Consider the following 17,183-nt stretch of genomic DNA (forward strand, 5'->3'; position numbering starts at 1 on the left):
GCCATATCACTCACAGTGATATTCACCCCAAATACCAAATAAAAATAAATGACTTATGTAACATTCGTAACAAGTCCCCCCGCTTACTTTTATGGAACTTCATGAGCAAGATCACAGTCATTAAAATGCGGTATTTCAGTATTTATCTTTATTTTTGTGTTATTTGTTGTTTCATCCTTAAATAAACCTGAAACTTTCAGTAAAAAAACAATTAAAAAGTAAAAAATCGACTTAAATTAAAAATAAAAAAGCCACTCACAAAAGTGAGCAGCTTATCTATATTATAGTTATTTCGCGATCTTGCTTAGTGCTGTGTTGCTACTGTCGGTTTCTTTTCTTCAGCTTGAATAATGACTTGTTGTTTCTTCTCAAAGCGAGAAATCCACCACCACGCAAGACCAGAGAATACCGCCGTCATAAAGACGTTAATGAAGAACGCACGCACTAAGTCAACACCCGGAGGGAACGCAGATGCCGTCATACTCACCACGAAAATCACGATAAGAATAGAGATAACTGTCATACCCACTTTTTGCGAGCCCATACGGAAATCACGTGGGGTATCATCATGTTTCCAGCGGAAAACGAAGTAAGCGATCATGATAAGGATTGGCGGTAACATTGCCGTACCAGCAGTTAAGTTAATAGCAGTGTTCATCATCTGCTGTACTGACTCAGAGCCAAAACCGTTAACCACTAACATCGCAAATACAAACGCAAACTGCCACCATGCTGCACGCACTGGTACGCCATGCTCGTTTAGCTCTGTGGTTTTTTCACCGTATACACCTTTAGGAATTTCAGCGATCAGGGCTTTCCCGGCACACTGAATGTTACTGTGCGTATACCTTAACCGATAGCAACGAAGTGACCATTCACTACCTTGCTGATACCGATAAAATCACTCCCGTTAATTTAACCAATCACGGTTACTTTAATCTGCAAGGAGCAACATGGGACGGTGATAGTCGCTCACACACAGTACGTATTAATGCTGACTACTATTTACCGACTAATAGCCTTGGTATACCGCTCGATAAGCCACAACCAGTTGAAAATACCAGCTTTGATTTCCGAACAAGTAAAACACTTAGTAAAGACTTACTAGCAGATAAACAACAGCAGCAAGCTAAAGGTTACGATCATAGCTTTGTGCTAAACCCAACAAGAAAGCCTGATGAGATTATTGCTAAAGTAATTTCCCCTGATAGCAAAGTCACCATGACGGTAAAAACCAATAAACCAGCAGTGCAACTATATGGTGGAAATTGGTTAGCAGGTACCCCTGCCCGAAAGGGTAAACAGTATCAAGATTACGCAGGATTGGCGTTAGAAACCCAGTTCTTACCTGACTCTCCAAACCATCCAGAATGGGAGCAAACCAGTTGCTTTCTTTCTCCTAACAAAAGATACGATTATTCGACCACGTATAGTTTTCAGTTCTAAATATTATTCAGCAAATTAAAGCACTGGGTGTACTCATTCGGTGCCTTCTTTCGTTAATAGCTTAAATGTAATACGACTAAATAATTGTCGAAATTTGTTTTCGTAAATAATCAATAACAGTCGTTAACTTAGGATCTAACTTTGCTTGCTGACTCCATGCACAACCTATATCCATCGTGGGTATTATTTCATTAATAGATCTTCTAACTAAACGTCGACCTTCTAATGAATATTGTCTAAAGACTAGATCTGAAAGAATTGTGATGCCCTGTCCCATAGCGACAAGACTTCGAACAGCTTCTATTGAGTGTGTGACAAAGCATATATTTGGATGCGCTGAAGATTGTTGCCAAAAGCTATTTGCCGTTTCAGTATGCTCATCCATATCTAATACAATCAGCGATTCGTTACTTAAATCGGTTAGACAGATATTTTCTTGATACAACAGCGGATGATCGGCAGAAAGCCACAACTTTCGCTCAGAGCGAAGTATCGTTTCGTAATTAAGGTTGATTTTTTCTTGCATATTTGAAACCAGAATAATGCCTATATCCAACCTGTTTTCAAGCAAGTTTCTTTCTAACTCTCCTCGATTAAACTCATTGATTTTAAATGTAATATTAGGGAATTGTTTTTTTAATTTAGGTAACAAACAGGGCAGCATATAAGCAGAAATAGTCTCTGTTACGCCAATGCTTATCACTCCTTTATTTTCCACAACAGGCGACTGTATCTCCTCTATGGCATTTTCAACATCATAAAGAATATGCCGTGATTTCATTACAAAACCTTCCGCAACGTCAGTAAGCGCAACTCCTTTCGCATGACGTATGAGTAATTTTGCTCCTAATATATCTTCTAGCTTTTTCAAAGCAATTGTCATGGAAGACTGAGACACACTGCAACGTAATGCTGCCCTTGATATTTGCCCAGTCTCAGCAACCGCAACTAAATATTCCATCTGACGAAGTGAAAGACCAACAGACATATTGTTTTTCTCAATAATGAACTATTTAAAATATATATTAGCAATACCAAGGTTAAATTTATAGCGTAGTCAAATCAGTATTCTCATAGGACTTTTTGATTTATGCCCATTGATTACAAAAAAGGTTATTGCACATTATGTCGTTCTCGTTGTGGAACAATTAATCATGTTGAAGATAATCGCTTAATAAAAATAACACCAGATCCCGATCATCCAACGGGGGCAGCCATCTGTATGAAGGGACGAGCTGCGCCTGAATTAATTTACAATCCTAACCGTATTTTATACCCACAACGCAGAACATCGGCTAAAACAGCATCTGATCCAAAATGGGAACGAATTTCATGGCAAGAAGCAATACAAACTATTTCCTCTAAATTAGCCAAAATAAAGAATGAAAGTGGTGCAGAAGCTGTCGCCTTTGGTGTTACAACACCGAGTGGTACGCCTATTTCAGATAGTATTGATTGGATTGAACATTTTATTCATAGCTATGGTAGTCCAAATATTTGTTATGGCACTGAAGTCTGTAATTGGCATAAAGATTTTGCCCACTCATTCACTTTCGGTTGTGGTATGCCAATGGCTGATTATGAGAATGCAGACCTAATCATGTTATGGGGGCATAACCCAACAAACACTTGGTTAAGTCAAGCAAATGCAATTGGTTTAGGGCAAAAGAAAGGTGCTAAAACTCTTATTATCGATCCAAGAAAAACCCCATTAGCAGCCAATGCCGATGTCTGGCTTCAAGTAACACCAGGAACTGATGATGTTGTCGCCATGGGACTTATCAACCAAATATTAGAGCACAAGTTCTTTGATAGCGACTTCATTCGCTGTTGGACAAACTCACCATTTTTGATTCGAAATGATACGAAGGAATTATTAAGAGCTCGAGACTGCGTAGCATTAGATGTTAAGGATTCAGAATACTTTGTTATTTGGGATCAAGATGAAAACCAACTTGCCACTTATAATCACAAAGCAACAATATCTAAAACACAAGGCGCAAGTTTCGCACTATCAGGACAATATACAATCCAATTAAAAGATGGCCGCTATATTACATGCTCTCCTGTATTTGAAATTTTGAAGCAAGCTTGCAAAGAGTATCGACCCGAAACAGTGGAAAAAATCTCAGGGATTAAAGCTAAAGAGTTACAACAAGCTGCTCTACTACTCTCAAATAGTAAAGCAATTGCCTATCACGCATGGACAGGCATTGCTCAACAAAAAAACGCAACCCAAACTGAACGTGCAATTGCTATTCTTTATGCGTTATTAGGTAGCTTTGATAAACAAGGAGGTAATCGCCAGTATATTCAACTTCCATTAAATAAAATAGACAGTAAAACATTACTCTCTTTAGACCAAAAAAATAAAGCCTTAGGTTTAAAAGAAAGACCGCTTGGTCCCGCAAGCCAAGGTTGGGTTAGCTCTCGTCATGTCTATAAAGCTATTACCGAAGCGAAACCTTATAAAATTAGAGGGTTATTTGCATTTGGATCTAATCCTTTACTAAGTCAGGGAGATGTAGAGCTTGGTATTGAAGCCTTAAAACAAGTTGAATTTCATGTACATTGCGACCTATTTGAGACACCATCATCTCGCTATGCCGATATTTTGTTACCTATAAATACTCCTTGGGAGCGAGAAGCACTTAAAGCTGGGTTTGAAATCAACGAGCAAGCTGTTAGTCACGTTCAATTACGCCAACAAATGATCCCGTCACTCGGTGAGTCTAAATCCGATACTGAGATCGTTTTCCTACTTGCAAAAGCATTAAAGTTAAAAAATGAAGTCTTTAGCAGCGATCTTGAAACTGCATGGAATAAGATGCTTAAACCGCTACAGCTTAACATTAAAAAATTACGTAAATATCCCGAAGGGATTGCTTATTCTTTACCTCAACAAACGCAAACATACCGTCAACTCAAACAAGGGAAAGTTAAAGGATTTGCAACCCCAACTAAGCGTGTTGAAATTTATTCTGAGACGTTGTTAAAAGCTGGATACTCTCCTTTGCCTCAAGCGATTACACATAATCACGATAACAATTACCCTTATATCCTGACCTCAGTAAAAAGCGGCTATTTTTGTCATAGTCAACACCGTTCCATCACTTCATTACGTAAACGTTCTCCATTACCAATGGCTTATGTAAACGAAGAACTCGCAAAAAGTAACAATATTGCTGAAGGCGACTGGGTCACCATTCAAACCCCTCATGGAAAGGCAAATTTTTACTGTTCAATATTACCCACCTTAGCATCAAAGGTCGTTGTCGCTGAGTTTGGTTGGTGGCAAGGATGTGAAGCACTAGGTTTAGATAGCTACCCCATAACTGGTCCACTAAATAGTAATTATAACCAGCTTATTTCAGCACAAGAGGCAGATGAAATCAGTGGCTCAGTACCAATGAGAGGCTGCAGTTGCAAAATTAATGTCTCTGAAAAACAAAATATCGAAAAACGTGCTTGGAAAGATGCCATCGCTTTTGTCGTAAAACAAAAAACACTGATCGCCTCAGACGCAATGGAGCTTGAACTTACCCCACAAATTCCACGTTTACTGCCAGATTATTTGCCAGGTCAACATATAACAGTTTGTCTAAATCAAGATCGCGATAACGAGTTGACTCGAGCATACTCATTAACAGACGCAAGTTATAAAGAAGATCGAAATAGTTATAAAATAGTCGTTCGTTATCAGCGAAGTTATGATCAAAAAGGCAACCTTTATGAAGGTGCAGCTTCAAGCTATATCCATAACCAATTATCAGTTGGTGAGATCATTCATGTTTCAGCTCCCAATGGTAAATTCACTATCCCAACGGCAATATCAACTCCTATTGTCATATTTGCCGCAGGTATAGGCATAACTCCTTTTATAAGTTTAATAGAGTCAATTAATGATCTTGATTTAATGCCTAATATTTGGTTGTTTTATGGAAATAAGAATAGTCATACTCATGCATTTAAGAAACGACTAAACGATCTAGCTAAAAAGTTACCAAAACTACATATATTTAACTCTTATAACGAACCACTCGCGTCTGATATAAAGGGGAAAGACTATGATACAACAGAGCTGCTCTCTGCAAAGGTTATTCCAGATACATTGATAAAACAGCAAGCTAGATTTTACCTATGTGGCCCAACAAGCATGATGGAAAATATTACGCAGCAGTTAATCACGAGAGCTGTACCGCATTTTAATATTTTTAGTGAAATATTTAAGCCCAAAACAATGGTAAAAATTAAAGACAACCAAGAATTCAATGTTGAATTTATACGCTCAAAAGAACATTTAATTTGGACATCAAACTCTGGAACATTATTGGAATTTGCAGAAAAAAATAATATTAAGATGCCTAGTGGATGTCGCGTTGGACAATGTGAAAGCTGTGCAATTAATATTATTTCAGGAAATGTTATCCATTTAAATGGAAAGGAACCTGAAGAAAACAACATATCTTTAACCTGCCAAGCTATCCCTATCAGTAATTTAGTACTTGATGCTTAATATACAGTGAAGCAATAAATCTGAGCATTGTTAAAAATAGAAGAAATACTGAGCCTTCAAAGCAATGACAGAAAAGCCAATTATGATTGGCTTTTCTGTTTATATTCAAAGTTAAAGCTGGCACACATATGATTGCCAACTTAGTATTTTATCTAGTCATTATTTGTCACTTAATCGTTCAACCGAACCTCGACGCACTAAGGTTGGAGAGAAACGCATAGCCTCACTATCAACATGTTGCTCATCAGCCAAAGTTAATGCGAGATTAGCAGCCTTTTCTGCCATCATCTGAATCGGATAACGAACCGTTGTTAGCCCTGGAGTGGTATAACGGGCAATTAAGCCATCATCAAACCCCACCAGCGACATCTTCTGCGGAGATTGAATGCCATTTTCTTGTAGCACCGCTAATGCGCCCGCTGCCATATAATCGTTATAAGCCACCAACGCTGTCATCGGCAAGGATTTGGTGATCAGATTTATCATCGCTGTTTCGCCACCCTCACTATCTGGAGTCGCTTTTTCAATATAGCTTGCTGATAAACTAATATTATTATCCGCTAACGCATCCAAATAGCCTTGTACACGTTCACTGGCATCTTCAATATCATGGTTAGAGGCGATACACGCAATATGGCTATGACCATGACGGATCAAATATTCGGTCGCTAAATACGCACCTTTATGGTTATCAAGTGAAATACAACGCTCAGCAATAGTAGAGATATGGCGGTTAATGATCACTAAGCCTTTCACTTCGTTGGCATAGTTAATCAGCTCCTCGTCAGTCAGTGCTTTTGCGTAAATCACTAACGCATCACAACGACTATTGATCAAATGTTCAATCGCACGTCGTTCATCGTCTGCATTGTGATAACCATTACCAATCAGAATATGCTTACCATGTTGATGAGCTACAACATCGACAGCTTTAACTAAAGTGCCAAAGAAAGGGTCAGAGACATCCCCCACTAATACACCAATGGTATCGGTATTTTTTCGCACTAACGCTTTGGCAGCCGCATTGGGACGATAACCTAACTGTTTCATCGCGTTAGTCACCGATTCAATAGACTGTTTACTTGCTTTTGGGGACTTGTTGATCACCCGCGAGACAGTGGCAATCGACACCCCAGCTTCACGAGCGACATCCTTGATGGTTGCCATAATTGCTCTCTTTTTTAAACTGTGCTTATTTAACCGTGTGAACCGTTACTACGCAATAAATTTACAAGCATTAGCGATATTTCTATGTGTTGATACATAAAGTGGTTACAGATAGTCATTTACATTCTTTGTAGCCAATCAAGCGCTAAACAATCTTCACACCAGCAGGCATTAAACGTTCAGGCGTTAACAGTACGCTTTCCGATTCATCGTCTGTTTCAGCACATAGCAGCATACATTCTGAAGTTTCACCACGCATTTTCGCTTTTGCTAAATTACATAGCACCACCACTTGTTTCTCCATTAGCTCCTCTTCTGTGTAGTAAGACACTAGGCTAGTCACAGTCTGAAGCGTTTTCTCACCGACATCAATTTGCACGATGTATAGCTTATCAGCATTGCTATGACGCGCCACTTCAATAATCTTACCGACACGAATATCTAATTTTGCGAAGTCACCGTATGAAACTGTTTCCATTCATTTTTCTCTTATATAACAGATTATAAATTAATAGAAATAGTGCAATGAAAACGCTTACACAAACAATCAATTATGCTGCTATTACACTGTTTGATCACACTTTATTTGTTGCCTTTGTGACATTTAAAAGACTGTGATTATTCTAAAAAAACAGCCACTGACAAACATCAGTGGCTGTATTTAAAGCTTATTATTGTTGGTTATTTTACGCTTGTTGTACTGCCGCTTTCGCTTCTAATTGACGCTCATCCGACGTTAATGATTTTTCATACTTACTGTATTTCCACCATGCGTAGCCAAGGAAAATTACAATCCCCCCCACGTTGTAGAAGATAATCGTCATAGTATCTGCACCGGTTGGGAAAGTTGACGCTAAGAAGCCCACAGTGAAAATAGCAATGAGCACTGACACCATCGCAATGCCTGTCATACGTGAGCCAAACTTAAAGTCACGCTCAAGGTGATCTAATTTCAAACGTAGGTTTAGGTAAGCTAGCATGATAAACAGTGGTGGTAACATTGAAGCAGCTGCAGTCATGTTGATCACGGTACTCATCAGATCTTGTACGGTATCAGAACCCAGCATAGGCACGATAAGGAGTGGAATGACGATGAAGAACTGCGCCCATGCAGCACGTTTTCATTCAGCTCGACGGTTTTCTCACCGAAAATACCTTTTGGAATTTCAGAGAAAAAGATTTTCACGGGTGTTGCTGTCCACATCAGTAATGAACCGAACATGGCAGTAAATGATACGGCACCAACAAAACGGTTAACCCACATTTCAGGTAAGCCAAAGTAGGTTGCCATGCCTTCAAATACTTGTACTGAACCACCAGTAAACTTCAATGCTTCTCGCTCAACGAACACGTTGATCAAAATTGATGATACTGAGTAAAGCACACCAATAAAGAGACCTGCGAAGATAATCACTTTCACGAACGACTTATGACCGCCTTTGACGTCATTAACATACACCGACACTGATTCTGCACCGCCTGCAGCCATAAAGATCCAAGCTGTTCACCAAAGAATGCCCAGTTAATTTGTGGTGTTAATGCTTCTACCGTGATTGGATCGGCAGGTTGAATACCGCCCATTACAGCAGCACCAGCAAGACACATGTAAGACACATGTAAGATAAGGTTAAGAACAACATGAACGATGATGTAACCGATGTAATTGGACCTAACATCTTCGCGCCGTTCGTCAAAACGTAAGTGGCAAATGCAAACAGGCCAATACTTAAAATCGTCGTTGTTGTGGGGGTGAATATATACTCATAACCTAAGAAAGCATAAGAAGCCTAGGCAATAACACGTGGTAATAAAGAGGTAAAAAAGAATAAATTTACAAACCAGTATGTGTACGCAGCCATAAATGCCCAGCGTCCCCCCAGTGAACTTTTCACCCACGCATAAACTCCAGCTTCAGAGTTTTTATTAAGAGAGACAAATTCGGCGATGATCAAACAGAAAGGCACAAAATAGAGCAAAGTCGCAATAAAGAACATGGGTGATGAAGATGAACCGATTTCAATATTGTTATTGATGACGTTATTAAAGCTATAGACCGCAGCAAAGGTCATCGACAATAAGCCGAATTTACCTATGGTATTACGTTTGGAGTCAGACATAAGAATCTCCGCTATAAAGCACGTAAATAATGGCAACCACAGCGCTTACTTGTGGTGTAGGATACAGAGTAAGATCTTGATTTATTAGATTTATTTTTCATTATAATTCCTCACTTTAGTTGTTAAACCGTAAAGTGGAAACGCTACCCTAACACTGCAATAGGTTATGCTGGCGCGACAGCAATGGACTTCACCCTACCCGTTATTCAAAGCTCAGGGGGCATTCGTTGTGTACCTGTCGCCATTGTTAGTGGCTTTATTTTAAGTTTATTAGTCCCTGTGCTGATCTTGTTTTTTGTCTCGCTATAAGCGTTCTACTCAGTATTTCAATGACATAAATTCAATAAAAAAGGCAGAGCACAATAAATACTCTGCCTTTTTTGTTATCACTTATCTCACTAGACTAGCGTGATATTTTTACCGCAGGATCAGGAGCTAAATCACTAAAGTTAACCATATTGGTAAAGTTAAATACTTTGATATTTTTATCGTTAATTTGCTCGATAGACAAAGGCGCTACCTTTTCAGAAGTGATTCCTGTCCAATCTGAAAATAGCGATAAGAAGTGATAAGCACTAACAGGCTTCTTTACTAACTGATGTTGATGACTATCACTCGAAAGCATAAAGAATGGCACCTCATAGTTAGATTTATGATATGAACCATGTGTCATATAAACAAATTGGTCTTTTTGATGTTCGTTACTTAAACCATGATCGGAAAAGTACATTAATGAATATGATTGTTTAGTCATCTTTAATGATTCAACCATCTTTTTCATCAATTGATCGAATTCACGATACGACGATAAATAACATGAAAGCTGTTTATCTTCCAAACCATAGACATCATGTTTTATTCGTTGGCAAAATTCAGGGTGCGATCCCATTAGGTGTACAACAATCAATTTATGTTGCTGTGTAGATTCCGCTAAAGCCTGATTGAATAAAGGTAACAACTTTGAATCTTGGTAATTAATAGAGCCATCATATGCACCATTTTTTAAAAAATGCTCTTCATCACTTAAAATTGCAAATTTTGTAATTGGCGTATCCCACACTCCCATTTTGCCTTGATTCGAAATCCAGTATGATTTAAACCCTGCACTATTAGCCAAATTGATAAAATTTATACTTGGCTCATACGTTAAGCCTTTGCTTAATGAAAGTGTTCGTGATAATGATGTTATCGTATTCGGCGCAGTTGAAATATAACCGTTTAAAAACAATCCATTGGCGGTATCTAAATATGGTGTAGTCTTCGTCGGATAACCATATAACGACATGTAATCACGACGCATACTCTCACCTATTACAACAATATAATTTTGATATTTAGGCTTAACATGCTGAACTTCCAAATTCACTTTATGCGAGAAAGCATCTTCAAGTGCTTTTTCTTGCACAAAGTAATCAGTAACTGAATCATAACCGCCGTAAAGTAGATTTTTATAAGGTGAAAGGCATAAACATATCAATCCTATAACTAATGGAACATGACTTTTAAATTGATATGATGTCTTTCTACATGCAAAAATACCAATCAGAAAAAATAAAGCTACTGAAAAAGGATAAATATCCGACGGTATATTTGAAAGAAACTCCAGAGTTTCTTCCTTAGTAGTATCAAATAATGAAGCAATCATTCCAATGTTAGGTGAACCATAAACCATACCGATAGGTAAATAAATCCAGGTAATTATGAATAATGGCAATAACACAAAACTCTTAAAATATCTGTAACCAGAAATGGTATAAACAGCAAAAAAGTATACGGCAACACTTAATATATAGTTATTGTGATGACGTCCCATTGCTGCGGTAGACACTATAACAAGTAAAAAATAAATCACAAGATCAATAGTTAAGCGCTTATTTTTAAATGTAATTTTTAATTTCTTCTTCAACATATAACATGATTTTCTAAAATTAGGCCGACGATGCTAACATATCAATAATTAAAAAAAAGACACGATAATATGCAATTACTATAGAGCCATATGTCTATTCTGGTTGTTTTATTTATTGGATTGAATAAACTGTCGCCAATCCGCCTTCATTAAAATTCATCATTAATCGTATATGCATAAATTTTGCTTTTAGAATCAATAATAAACATTAGAATAATGTGGGCTTGCTCTATACTACGCATCATAATCTTATGAGTTGTTTGTCTAACTACGAAGTTACTGAACGATTGATTAAGCTTTAGAATATTTTTCCTTTATGGTTTTTTATATATAAAAGAGTGAATCACTAAACTTTTGATAAATAAAGTAACTCACCCAATTTATATTTACTTATATTCTTTCAACTCGAAAGATTAATTTTACTCTGCTATTTTTATCATTTATCGCACTAGACTATTGTGATATTTTCACCGCAGGATCAGGCGCTAAATCGCTATAATCAACCATCTTGGTATAGTTAAATACTTTAATATTTTTATCGTTAATTTGATCGATGGATAGAGGTGCCACCTTTTTCGAAGTGATCCCGGTCCAATCAGAAAACAATGATAAAAAGTGATACGCACTAACTTGCTTTTTCAACATCTCATGTTGCTTACTATCACTTGATAGAATAAAGAATGGCACTTCATAATTTGATTTATGATCAGCTCCGTGTACTAAATATACATCTTTTCCTTTACTATTTTTATCACTTAAACCATGATCAGAAAAATACATTAATGAATATGATTGTTGGCTACTTTTTAATATTCCTACCATACTTTTCATTAGCTCATCAAATTCACGATATGTTGATAAATAACAAGATAGTTGTTTATCTTTTAAATGATAGTCATCATGCTTTATTCGGCGACAGAATTTTGCGTGCGATCCCATTAAGTGAACAACAATCAGCTTATGCTGTTTTGTTGGTTCCAATAAAGCCTGTTTAAATAAAGGTAACAAGTCGGAATCTTGATAATTTATTGAGCCATTAAAACTGCCATTTTTTAAAAAATGCATTTCATTACTTAAAATTGCAAATTTTGAAATGGGCGTATCATAGCGTCCAATTTTCCCTTGATTAGATAACCAATATGTTTTGAACCCTGCGCTATTGGCAAGATTAATAAAGTTAATATTAGGTTTAAACGTTAGTCCTTGGCTCAAGGAAAGCGTACGAGGTAATGAAGTAGTAGTATTTGGTGCTGTTGAAATATAACCATTTAAAAACAAACCACTGGCAGTATCTAAGTACGGTGTTGTCTTCGTTTGATAGCCATATAATGACATATAGTCACGACGCATACTTTCACCGATAACAACAATATAGTTTTTATATTTCGGCGCTACCTGCTGAATATCCAAATTCACTTTATGCGAGAAAGCATCCTCAAGTGCCTTTTCTTGTACAAAGTAATCAGTAACAGATTGATAGCCGCGTACAAAAAGATGGTTATAAGGTGAAAAATAGAGAAATACTAGACCAATAATTAACGGAATATCATGTTTAAGTTGATAAGATGTTTTCTTAAATGCAAAAACAAGAATTAAAATAAATAAACTGACAGACCACGGAATAATATCCGATGGAATGTTAGAAATAAATTCTAATGCTTCTTGCTTATTCGTATCTAATAATGATGCAACAGAGCCAATATTAGGTGAACCATAAATCATACCTACTGGTAAATAAAGCCAACTGATAATAAATAGTGGCAATAACAAGTAGTATTTAACTCGCTTATATCCAGCAAGGATCATAACGCCAACACAATAAACCAATAATGTTAACAAATAATTATGGTGGTTTGATCCCATTGCAGTGGTCGATAATACAACAAGAAAAAATGATATTATAAGATCAAAGAGAAAATGCTTATTTTTTATAAGCATTCTTATTTTTTGTTTCACGGTAAGCCACGATATTCTAAAAACGAAGTGGCAGATATTAACATATAAAAAAAAGAAAAAGGCACGTTTAACGTGCCTTGGTTATTATGATGATAGCTAGAAGAGCTAAGCCTCTGTTTTTATATCTTTTACTTCTTCCGAGACTTTTAATTCTTTAATTAAAGAAACTATCGTCCAACCCGCCTTCACAACAAATTCATCGTTAATTGTATATGTGTAAATGTAGCCTTTAGGATCAATCGCAAACATTGGAATAAGTTGGCTTGCTTTATACTTCGCGTAATAATCTTCTAACGTAAAGTTATCACTCAACTTAGTATGTTTAATCTCACCACCTTGGTTAATCAAACTCGCTAATTTCTTATAGCTAATATCTTCACCAAATAAAGTTGCACCGTTATGCGCTTGAGATGCTGAGTGCTTCTCTAAACCGCTATTATGGCGACGCCCATTCAAACGGAACACATTACGGCTACCAAAATCACTTTCAAAGTGCATTGCTGCTACCGCATTAAAATGCTTATCAGGTGTTAACGCTAATAAGTGCCCAATACCAATCACATCTAAATACTCATCCGCATGGCTCGATACGGCATTACCGTAATAGGTTTCAAGCCCTGCCATACGTGCAGTACGAATATAGTCCCAGTTAGAATCTGTCACCACGACACGGCAATCATATTTTTTTAATGCTAACGCAATCGTACGTGCAACATCATTCGCACCAACAATAATAAAGCCTTTAGGTGAGGGCTCCGCAACTCCCAGTAATTTAGCCATTGGTCGCGCAGTTAAACTTTGCAAGACCACAGTGCCGATAATCACCATAAAGGTTAATGGCACTAATAGTTCAGCACCTGCCACCCCGTCGTTTGAAAGCTTTAATGCAAACAATGCTGAAATAGCTGCCGCAACAATACCTCTCGGCGCTACCCACGCTAAAAACAGTTTTTCTTTAAAAGCTAACTGACTAAACATAGTTGAAACGAAAATCGATACTGGGCGTGACACGAGTTGAATCACCACAAATACAGAGATGGCTCCCCAACCTAATGCATGGAAGTCAGACATTTGAATACGCGATGCTAGGATCAAGAACAAACCAGAAATCAGTAAGATTGTTAAGTTTTCCTTAAAATGCAAAATATGCTGAATATTGACGTCTTTCGCATTCGCCAACCACATACCCATCACTGTAACAGCCAACAATCCTGCTTCTGGCTCTAATGCATTAGCGCCTGCAAAGACCCCAAGTACTAATGCTAAAACAGCAAAAGGTTGGAGATATTCTGGTAATAAATGACGGCGTAACACATGTGCTAATAGCCAACCTGCTACCCCACCGAGCACCAAGCCCACCAGCACCATAAGACCAAAGACTTCAACGCTATGGATAGTGCTACTAGAAACAATAAATTCATAAACAATAACAACGAAAATTGCACCAATGGGATCAATTAAAATCCCTTCCCAACGTAAAATATTGGCAAGTTTGGCTTGTGGCCTAACGGTACGTAATAGCGGCACAATCACTGTCGGACCAGTTACGACTGTCATAGAGCCAAATAACAACGCTAATGGCCAACTAAAATCTAATAAGTAATAGGTAGCGACACTGGTGATCATCCAGGTAATGATCGCCCCAACAGTAACAATGGATTTTACATTACGTCTTACATTTTTAATTTCATCAAAATTTAAGGTCAAACTACCTTCAAATAGAATCACAGCAACTGATAATGAAATTAATGGAAACAGTAAATCTCCAAATAAAATATTGGGATTAAATACCCCAGTCACAGGGCCTATTATTAATCCAGCCATCAATAATAATAAAATCGCAGGCAATTTCATTCGCCATGCTAACCATTGACAGCTAAGGCCTAAAACACCCAGTCCTGCGATAGTTAGGCCAATCATTTCTTCATGCATGAGGTCATACTCTATAGCTTAATACACATCACATTATTTATGTGATTTTAAAATATAACGAATATAGCTCCCTATATTCTTATCTGCCCAATATAATTAAAAGCCATTACTTACCACTATCTGACTAATAAATAGTTTTTGAGTTCAACCTTATAATTTTGTTGCTCATATTTAGAGAAAACCAGCATACAACTTAATAATTATGCTAATAAAAAGTAATAATAATTCACAACACATACAAGAAAGGGATTAAAAATGGGACACTGATACCATAAATAATCATTTATTATTGTTAAGAAGAATACATATGCATATTCTCGCTTCACTTTTACTATTAAACTATTCTTTATGGCTATTTTAACAATAAATCTCAATAGTGATGAAAAACTCATCGCTGATATACCACTAAATCGCGAATTACAATTATGGAAAACAATTGCGATAGCTCTCAACTCAATTGATGAGGATGAGCGAGACTGTACCTTGTGTATTGATGAACACTCATTCCAACTGACTTACTATCTTAGTGAGTTAATTTACTCTCAATACCAACACTATTTCTTATAAACCACTTTGATATATCGTGATTTATAACTCTTTAATAGCAAAAAAGCCGATATTACTATCGGCTTTTCTTTTGACTTTTTATTCGATTGAATGAGTACTTAGCGTAATTGACGAGAGCGGAAGTTACGACCTTTAATTCGACCGTTTTCTAACTTCTTCAATGCAGCACGTGCAACTTCACGCTTCACTGCTACATAAGCACAGAAGTCAAAGACATTAATTTTACCCACATCACTACCAGCGATACCATTTTCACCCGTCAATGCGCCTAAAATATCACCCGGACGCACTTTCTGTTTTTTACCGCCATCAATCATTAACGTTACCATTTCAGGGCGGAACGTTGGTTGATCTAATAGGTGCTCGGCCGGTAACGCTTCACCTGAGATTGGGCGATCAAGGTAATCTTCAAGTAATGCGACTTTATAATGCTCTTTATCGCTAAATAAGGAACAAGCAATACCTTTACTACCTGCACGGCCTGTACGACCAATACGGTGAACATGCACTTCAGTATCACGTGCTAAGTGATAGTTAATCACCGCATCAAGATTATCAATATCAAGGCCACGTGCAGCCACATCGGTTGCCACTAGAATTGAACGGCTCTTATTAGCAAACAAAACTAAAGTACGATCACGTTCACGCTGCTCTAAATCACCGTGTAATGCAATTGAGCTAAAGCCGTAATCTTCAAGATCATCAGAAATCTCTTGTGCTTCACGCTTGGTATTACAAAAAATCACACATGATTCAGGACGGTGCTGGCTAAGTAACAAACGTACAGCGCGTAAACGGTCATCATTACTCTCTACTTTATAAAAGTGCTGAGAGATACTGCTATTATCGTGGTTAGATTCAACTTTTACTTCAACAGGGTTACGCATAATACGTTTTGCAATAGAAGCAATTTGAGTTGGATATGTTGCACTGAACAGCAATGTTTGACGATCGCTTGGCGCAACATCAGTGATTGCATCTAATGAGTCTTGAAAACCCATCTCTAACATTCGGTCAGCTTCATCAAGCACTAACGTATTTAGTTCATCTAAACATAGAAAGCCTTTACGAACGTGTTCTTCTACACGACCCGGCGTGCCCACAATAATATGTGCACCATGCTCTAATGAACCAATCTGTGGCCCAAAAGGTGTGCCGCCACATAATGTTAAAACTTTAATATTGTGAATAGCACGAGCTAAGCGACGAATTTCTTTTGCGACTTGATCAGCAAGCTCACGCGTTGGGCATAAGACTAGCGTCTGCACACGAAAGCGTTTTACTTTTAGATTCTGTAGTAATCCCAAGCCAAATGCTGCTGTTTTACCTGAACCTGTTTTACCTTGAGCAATAACATCTTTTCCCTCAAGAATTAAAGGTAGGCTTTGCGCTTGGATCGGCGTCATTGCGTCGTAACCTAATGACGTTAAGTTACTGAGCAAATCAGGATTAAGGTTTAACGTAGAAAAAGCAGTCTGGCTCAAAATTATTTCCTGTATACAACTAACACACCATAGCGTGTTTTTAGAATATCAGCATGTTGATTTAGCAAGCATGCGTAAGGGGTGCGACA

At 37.5% G+C, this 17,183-nt stretch carries 10 protein-coding genes and 3 pseudogenes; 4 read left to right on the top strand and 9 right to left on the bottom strand.

What is annotated here, in order from left to right:
• Positions 1-304: 304 nt before the first annotated feature.
• A pseudogene (locus BTO08_RS15365) lies at positions 305-817 on the bottom strand (amino acid permease); the annotation flags it as partial.
• A gap of 50 nt (positions 818-867) precedes the next feature.
• Between BTO08_RS15365 and BTO08_RS15370 the strand changes: the two are divergent.
• Entirely contained in the window at positions 868-1,446 is a 579-nt protein-coding gene (locus BTO08_RS15370; RefSeq protein ID WP_242446278.1) for a galactose-1-epimerase, read from the top strand.
• A gap of 76 nt (positions 1,447-1,522) precedes the next feature.
• On the opposite strand, the gene BTO08_RS15375 is transcribed toward BTO08_RS15370, so the two are convergent.
• Positions 1,523-2,434 (bottom strand): LysR family transcriptional regulator, encoded by a 912-nt coding sequence (locus BTO08_RS15375; RefSeq protein ID WP_105061573.1) that lies wholly within the window; start codon positions 2,432-2,434, stop codon positions 1,523-1,525.
• 102 nt (positions 2,435-2,536) lie between these two features.
• Between BTO08_RS15375 and BTO08_RS15380 the strand changes: the two genes are divergently transcribed.
• Positions 2,537-5,962, top strand: coding sequence for a molybdopterin-dependent oxidoreductase (locus BTO08_RS15380; RefSeq protein ID WP_105061574.1), 3,426 nt, complete (start codon positions 2,537-2,539; stop codon positions 5,960-5,962).
• A 159-nt stretch (positions 5,963-6,121) separates the two neighbouring features.
• Here BTO08_RS15380 and BTO08_RS15385 read toward each other — a convergent pair whose 3' ends face one another.
• The 3 genes and pseudogenes from BTO08_RS15385 to BTO08_RS15395 form a co-directional block, all read right to left on the bottom strand.
• A complete protein-coding gene (locus tag BTO08_RS15385; RefSeq protein ID WP_105061575.1) occupies positions 6,122-7,129 on the bottom strand; it encodes a substrate-binding domain-containing protein in 1,008 nt (335 codons plus the stop codon).
• Positions 7,130-7,274: 145 nt separating this feature from the next.
• Positions 7,275-7,607 carry a tRNA-binding protein gene (locus BTO08_RS15390; protein ID WP_105061576.1) on the bottom strand — a complete coding sequence of 111 codons (333 nt, stop codon included), beginning with the start codon at positions 7,605-7,607 and terminating at the stop codon, positions 7,275-7,277.
• Between the two features lie 208 nt (positions 7,608-7,815).
• A pseudogene (locus tag BTO08_RS15395) lies at positions 7,816-9,246 on the bottom strand (amino acid permease).
• Between the two features lie 138 nt (positions 9,247-9,384).
• Here BTO08_RS15395 and BTO08_RS15400 point away from each other — a divergent pair.
• A pseudogene (locus BTO08_RS15400) lies at positions 9,385-9,555 on the top strand (LysO family transporter); the annotation flags it as partial.
• 94 nt (positions 9,556-9,649) lie between these two features.
• Here the strand turns inward: BTO08_RS15400 and BTO08_RS15405 are convergent.
• The 3 genes from BTO08_RS15405 to BTO08_RS15415 all read right to left on the bottom strand — a co-directional run bounded on the left by BTO08_RS15405 (position 9,650) and on the right by BTO08_RS15415 (position 15,043).
• Positions 9,650-11,155, bottom strand: a complete 1,506-nt coding sequence (locus BTO08_RS15405) for a phosphoethanolamine transferase (RefSeq protein WP_242446279.1) — start codon at positions 11,153-11,155, stop codon at positions 9,650-9,652.
• Positions 11,156-11,608: 453 nt separating this feature from the next.
• Positions 11,609-13,018 (bottom strand): phosphoethanolamine transferase, encoded by a 1,410-nt coding sequence (locus BTO08_RS15410; RefSeq protein ID WP_105061577.1) that lies wholly within the window; start codon positions 13,016-13,018, stop codon positions 11,609-11,611.
• A 198-nt stretch (positions 13,019-13,216) separates the two neighbouring features.
• Positions 13,217-15,043, bottom strand: a complete 1,827-nt coding sequence (locus BTO08_RS15415; protein WP_105061578.1) for a cation:proton antiporter — start codon at positions 15,041-15,043, stop codon at positions 13,217-13,219.
• 348 nt (positions 15,044-15,391) lie between these two features.
• Between BTO08_RS15415 and BTO08_RS15420 the strand changes: the two genes are divergently transcribed.
• A complete protein-coding gene (locus tag BTO08_RS15420) occupies positions 15,392-15,610 on the top strand; it encodes a hypothetical protein (RefSeq protein ID WP_005366500.1) in 219 nt (72 codons plus the stop codon).
• Positions 15,611-15,708: 98 nt separating this feature from the next.
• Here BTO08_RS15420 and dbpA read toward each other — a convergent pair whose 3' ends face one another.
• Positions 15,709-17,094, bottom strand: coding sequence for an ATP-dependent RNA helicase DbpA (gene dbpA / locus BTO08_RS15425; RefSeq protein ID WP_045083126.1), 1,386 nt, complete (start codon positions 17,092-17,094; stop codon positions 15,709-15,711).
• Between the last annotated feature and the right edge of the window lie 89 nt (positions 17,095-17,183).

It is taken from the genome of Photobacterium angustum (assembly GCF_002954615.1).
GTDB lineage: Bacteria > Pseudomonadota > Gammaproteobacteria > Enterobacterales > Vibrionaceae > Photobacterium > Photobacterium angustum_A.

What these genes read in the sequence shown, in the direction of transcription:
- BTO08_RS15380 (WP_105061574.1), top strand. Translation starts at nt 2,537, where the DNA reads ATGCCCATTGATTACAAAAAAGGTTATTGCACATTATGTCGTTCTCGT.
- BTO08_RS15410 (WP_105061577.1), bottom strand. Translation starts at nt 13,018, where the DNA reads ATGGGATCAAACCACCATAATTATTTGTTAACATTATTGGTTTATTGT.
- BTO08_RS15415 (WP_105061578.1), bottom strand. Translation starts at nt 15,043, where the DNA reads ATGCATGAAGAAATGATTGGCCTAACTATCGCAGGACTGGGTGTTTTA.
- BTO08_RS15390 (WP_105061576.1), bottom strand. Translation starts at nt 7,607, where the DNA reads ATGGAAACAGTTTCATACGGTGACTTCGCAAAATTAGATATTCGTGTC.
- BTO08_RS15405 (WP_242446279.1), bottom strand. Translation starts at nt 11,155, where the DNA reads ATGTTGAAGAAGAAATTAAAAATTACATTTAAAAATAAGCGCTTAACT.
- BTO08_RS15420 (WP_005366500.1), top strand. Translation starts at nt 15,392, where the DNA reads ATGGCTATTTTAACAATAAATCTCAATAGTGATGAAAAACTCATCGCT.
- BTO08_RS15385 (WP_105061575.1), bottom strand. Translation starts at nt 7,129, where the DNA reads ATGGCAACCATCAAGGATGTCGCTCGTGAAGCTGGGGTGTCGATTGCC.
- BTO08_RS15375 (WP_105061573.1), bottom strand. Translation starts at nt 2,434, where the DNA reads ATGTCTGTTGGTCTTTCACTTCGTCAGATGGAATATTTAGTTGCGGTT.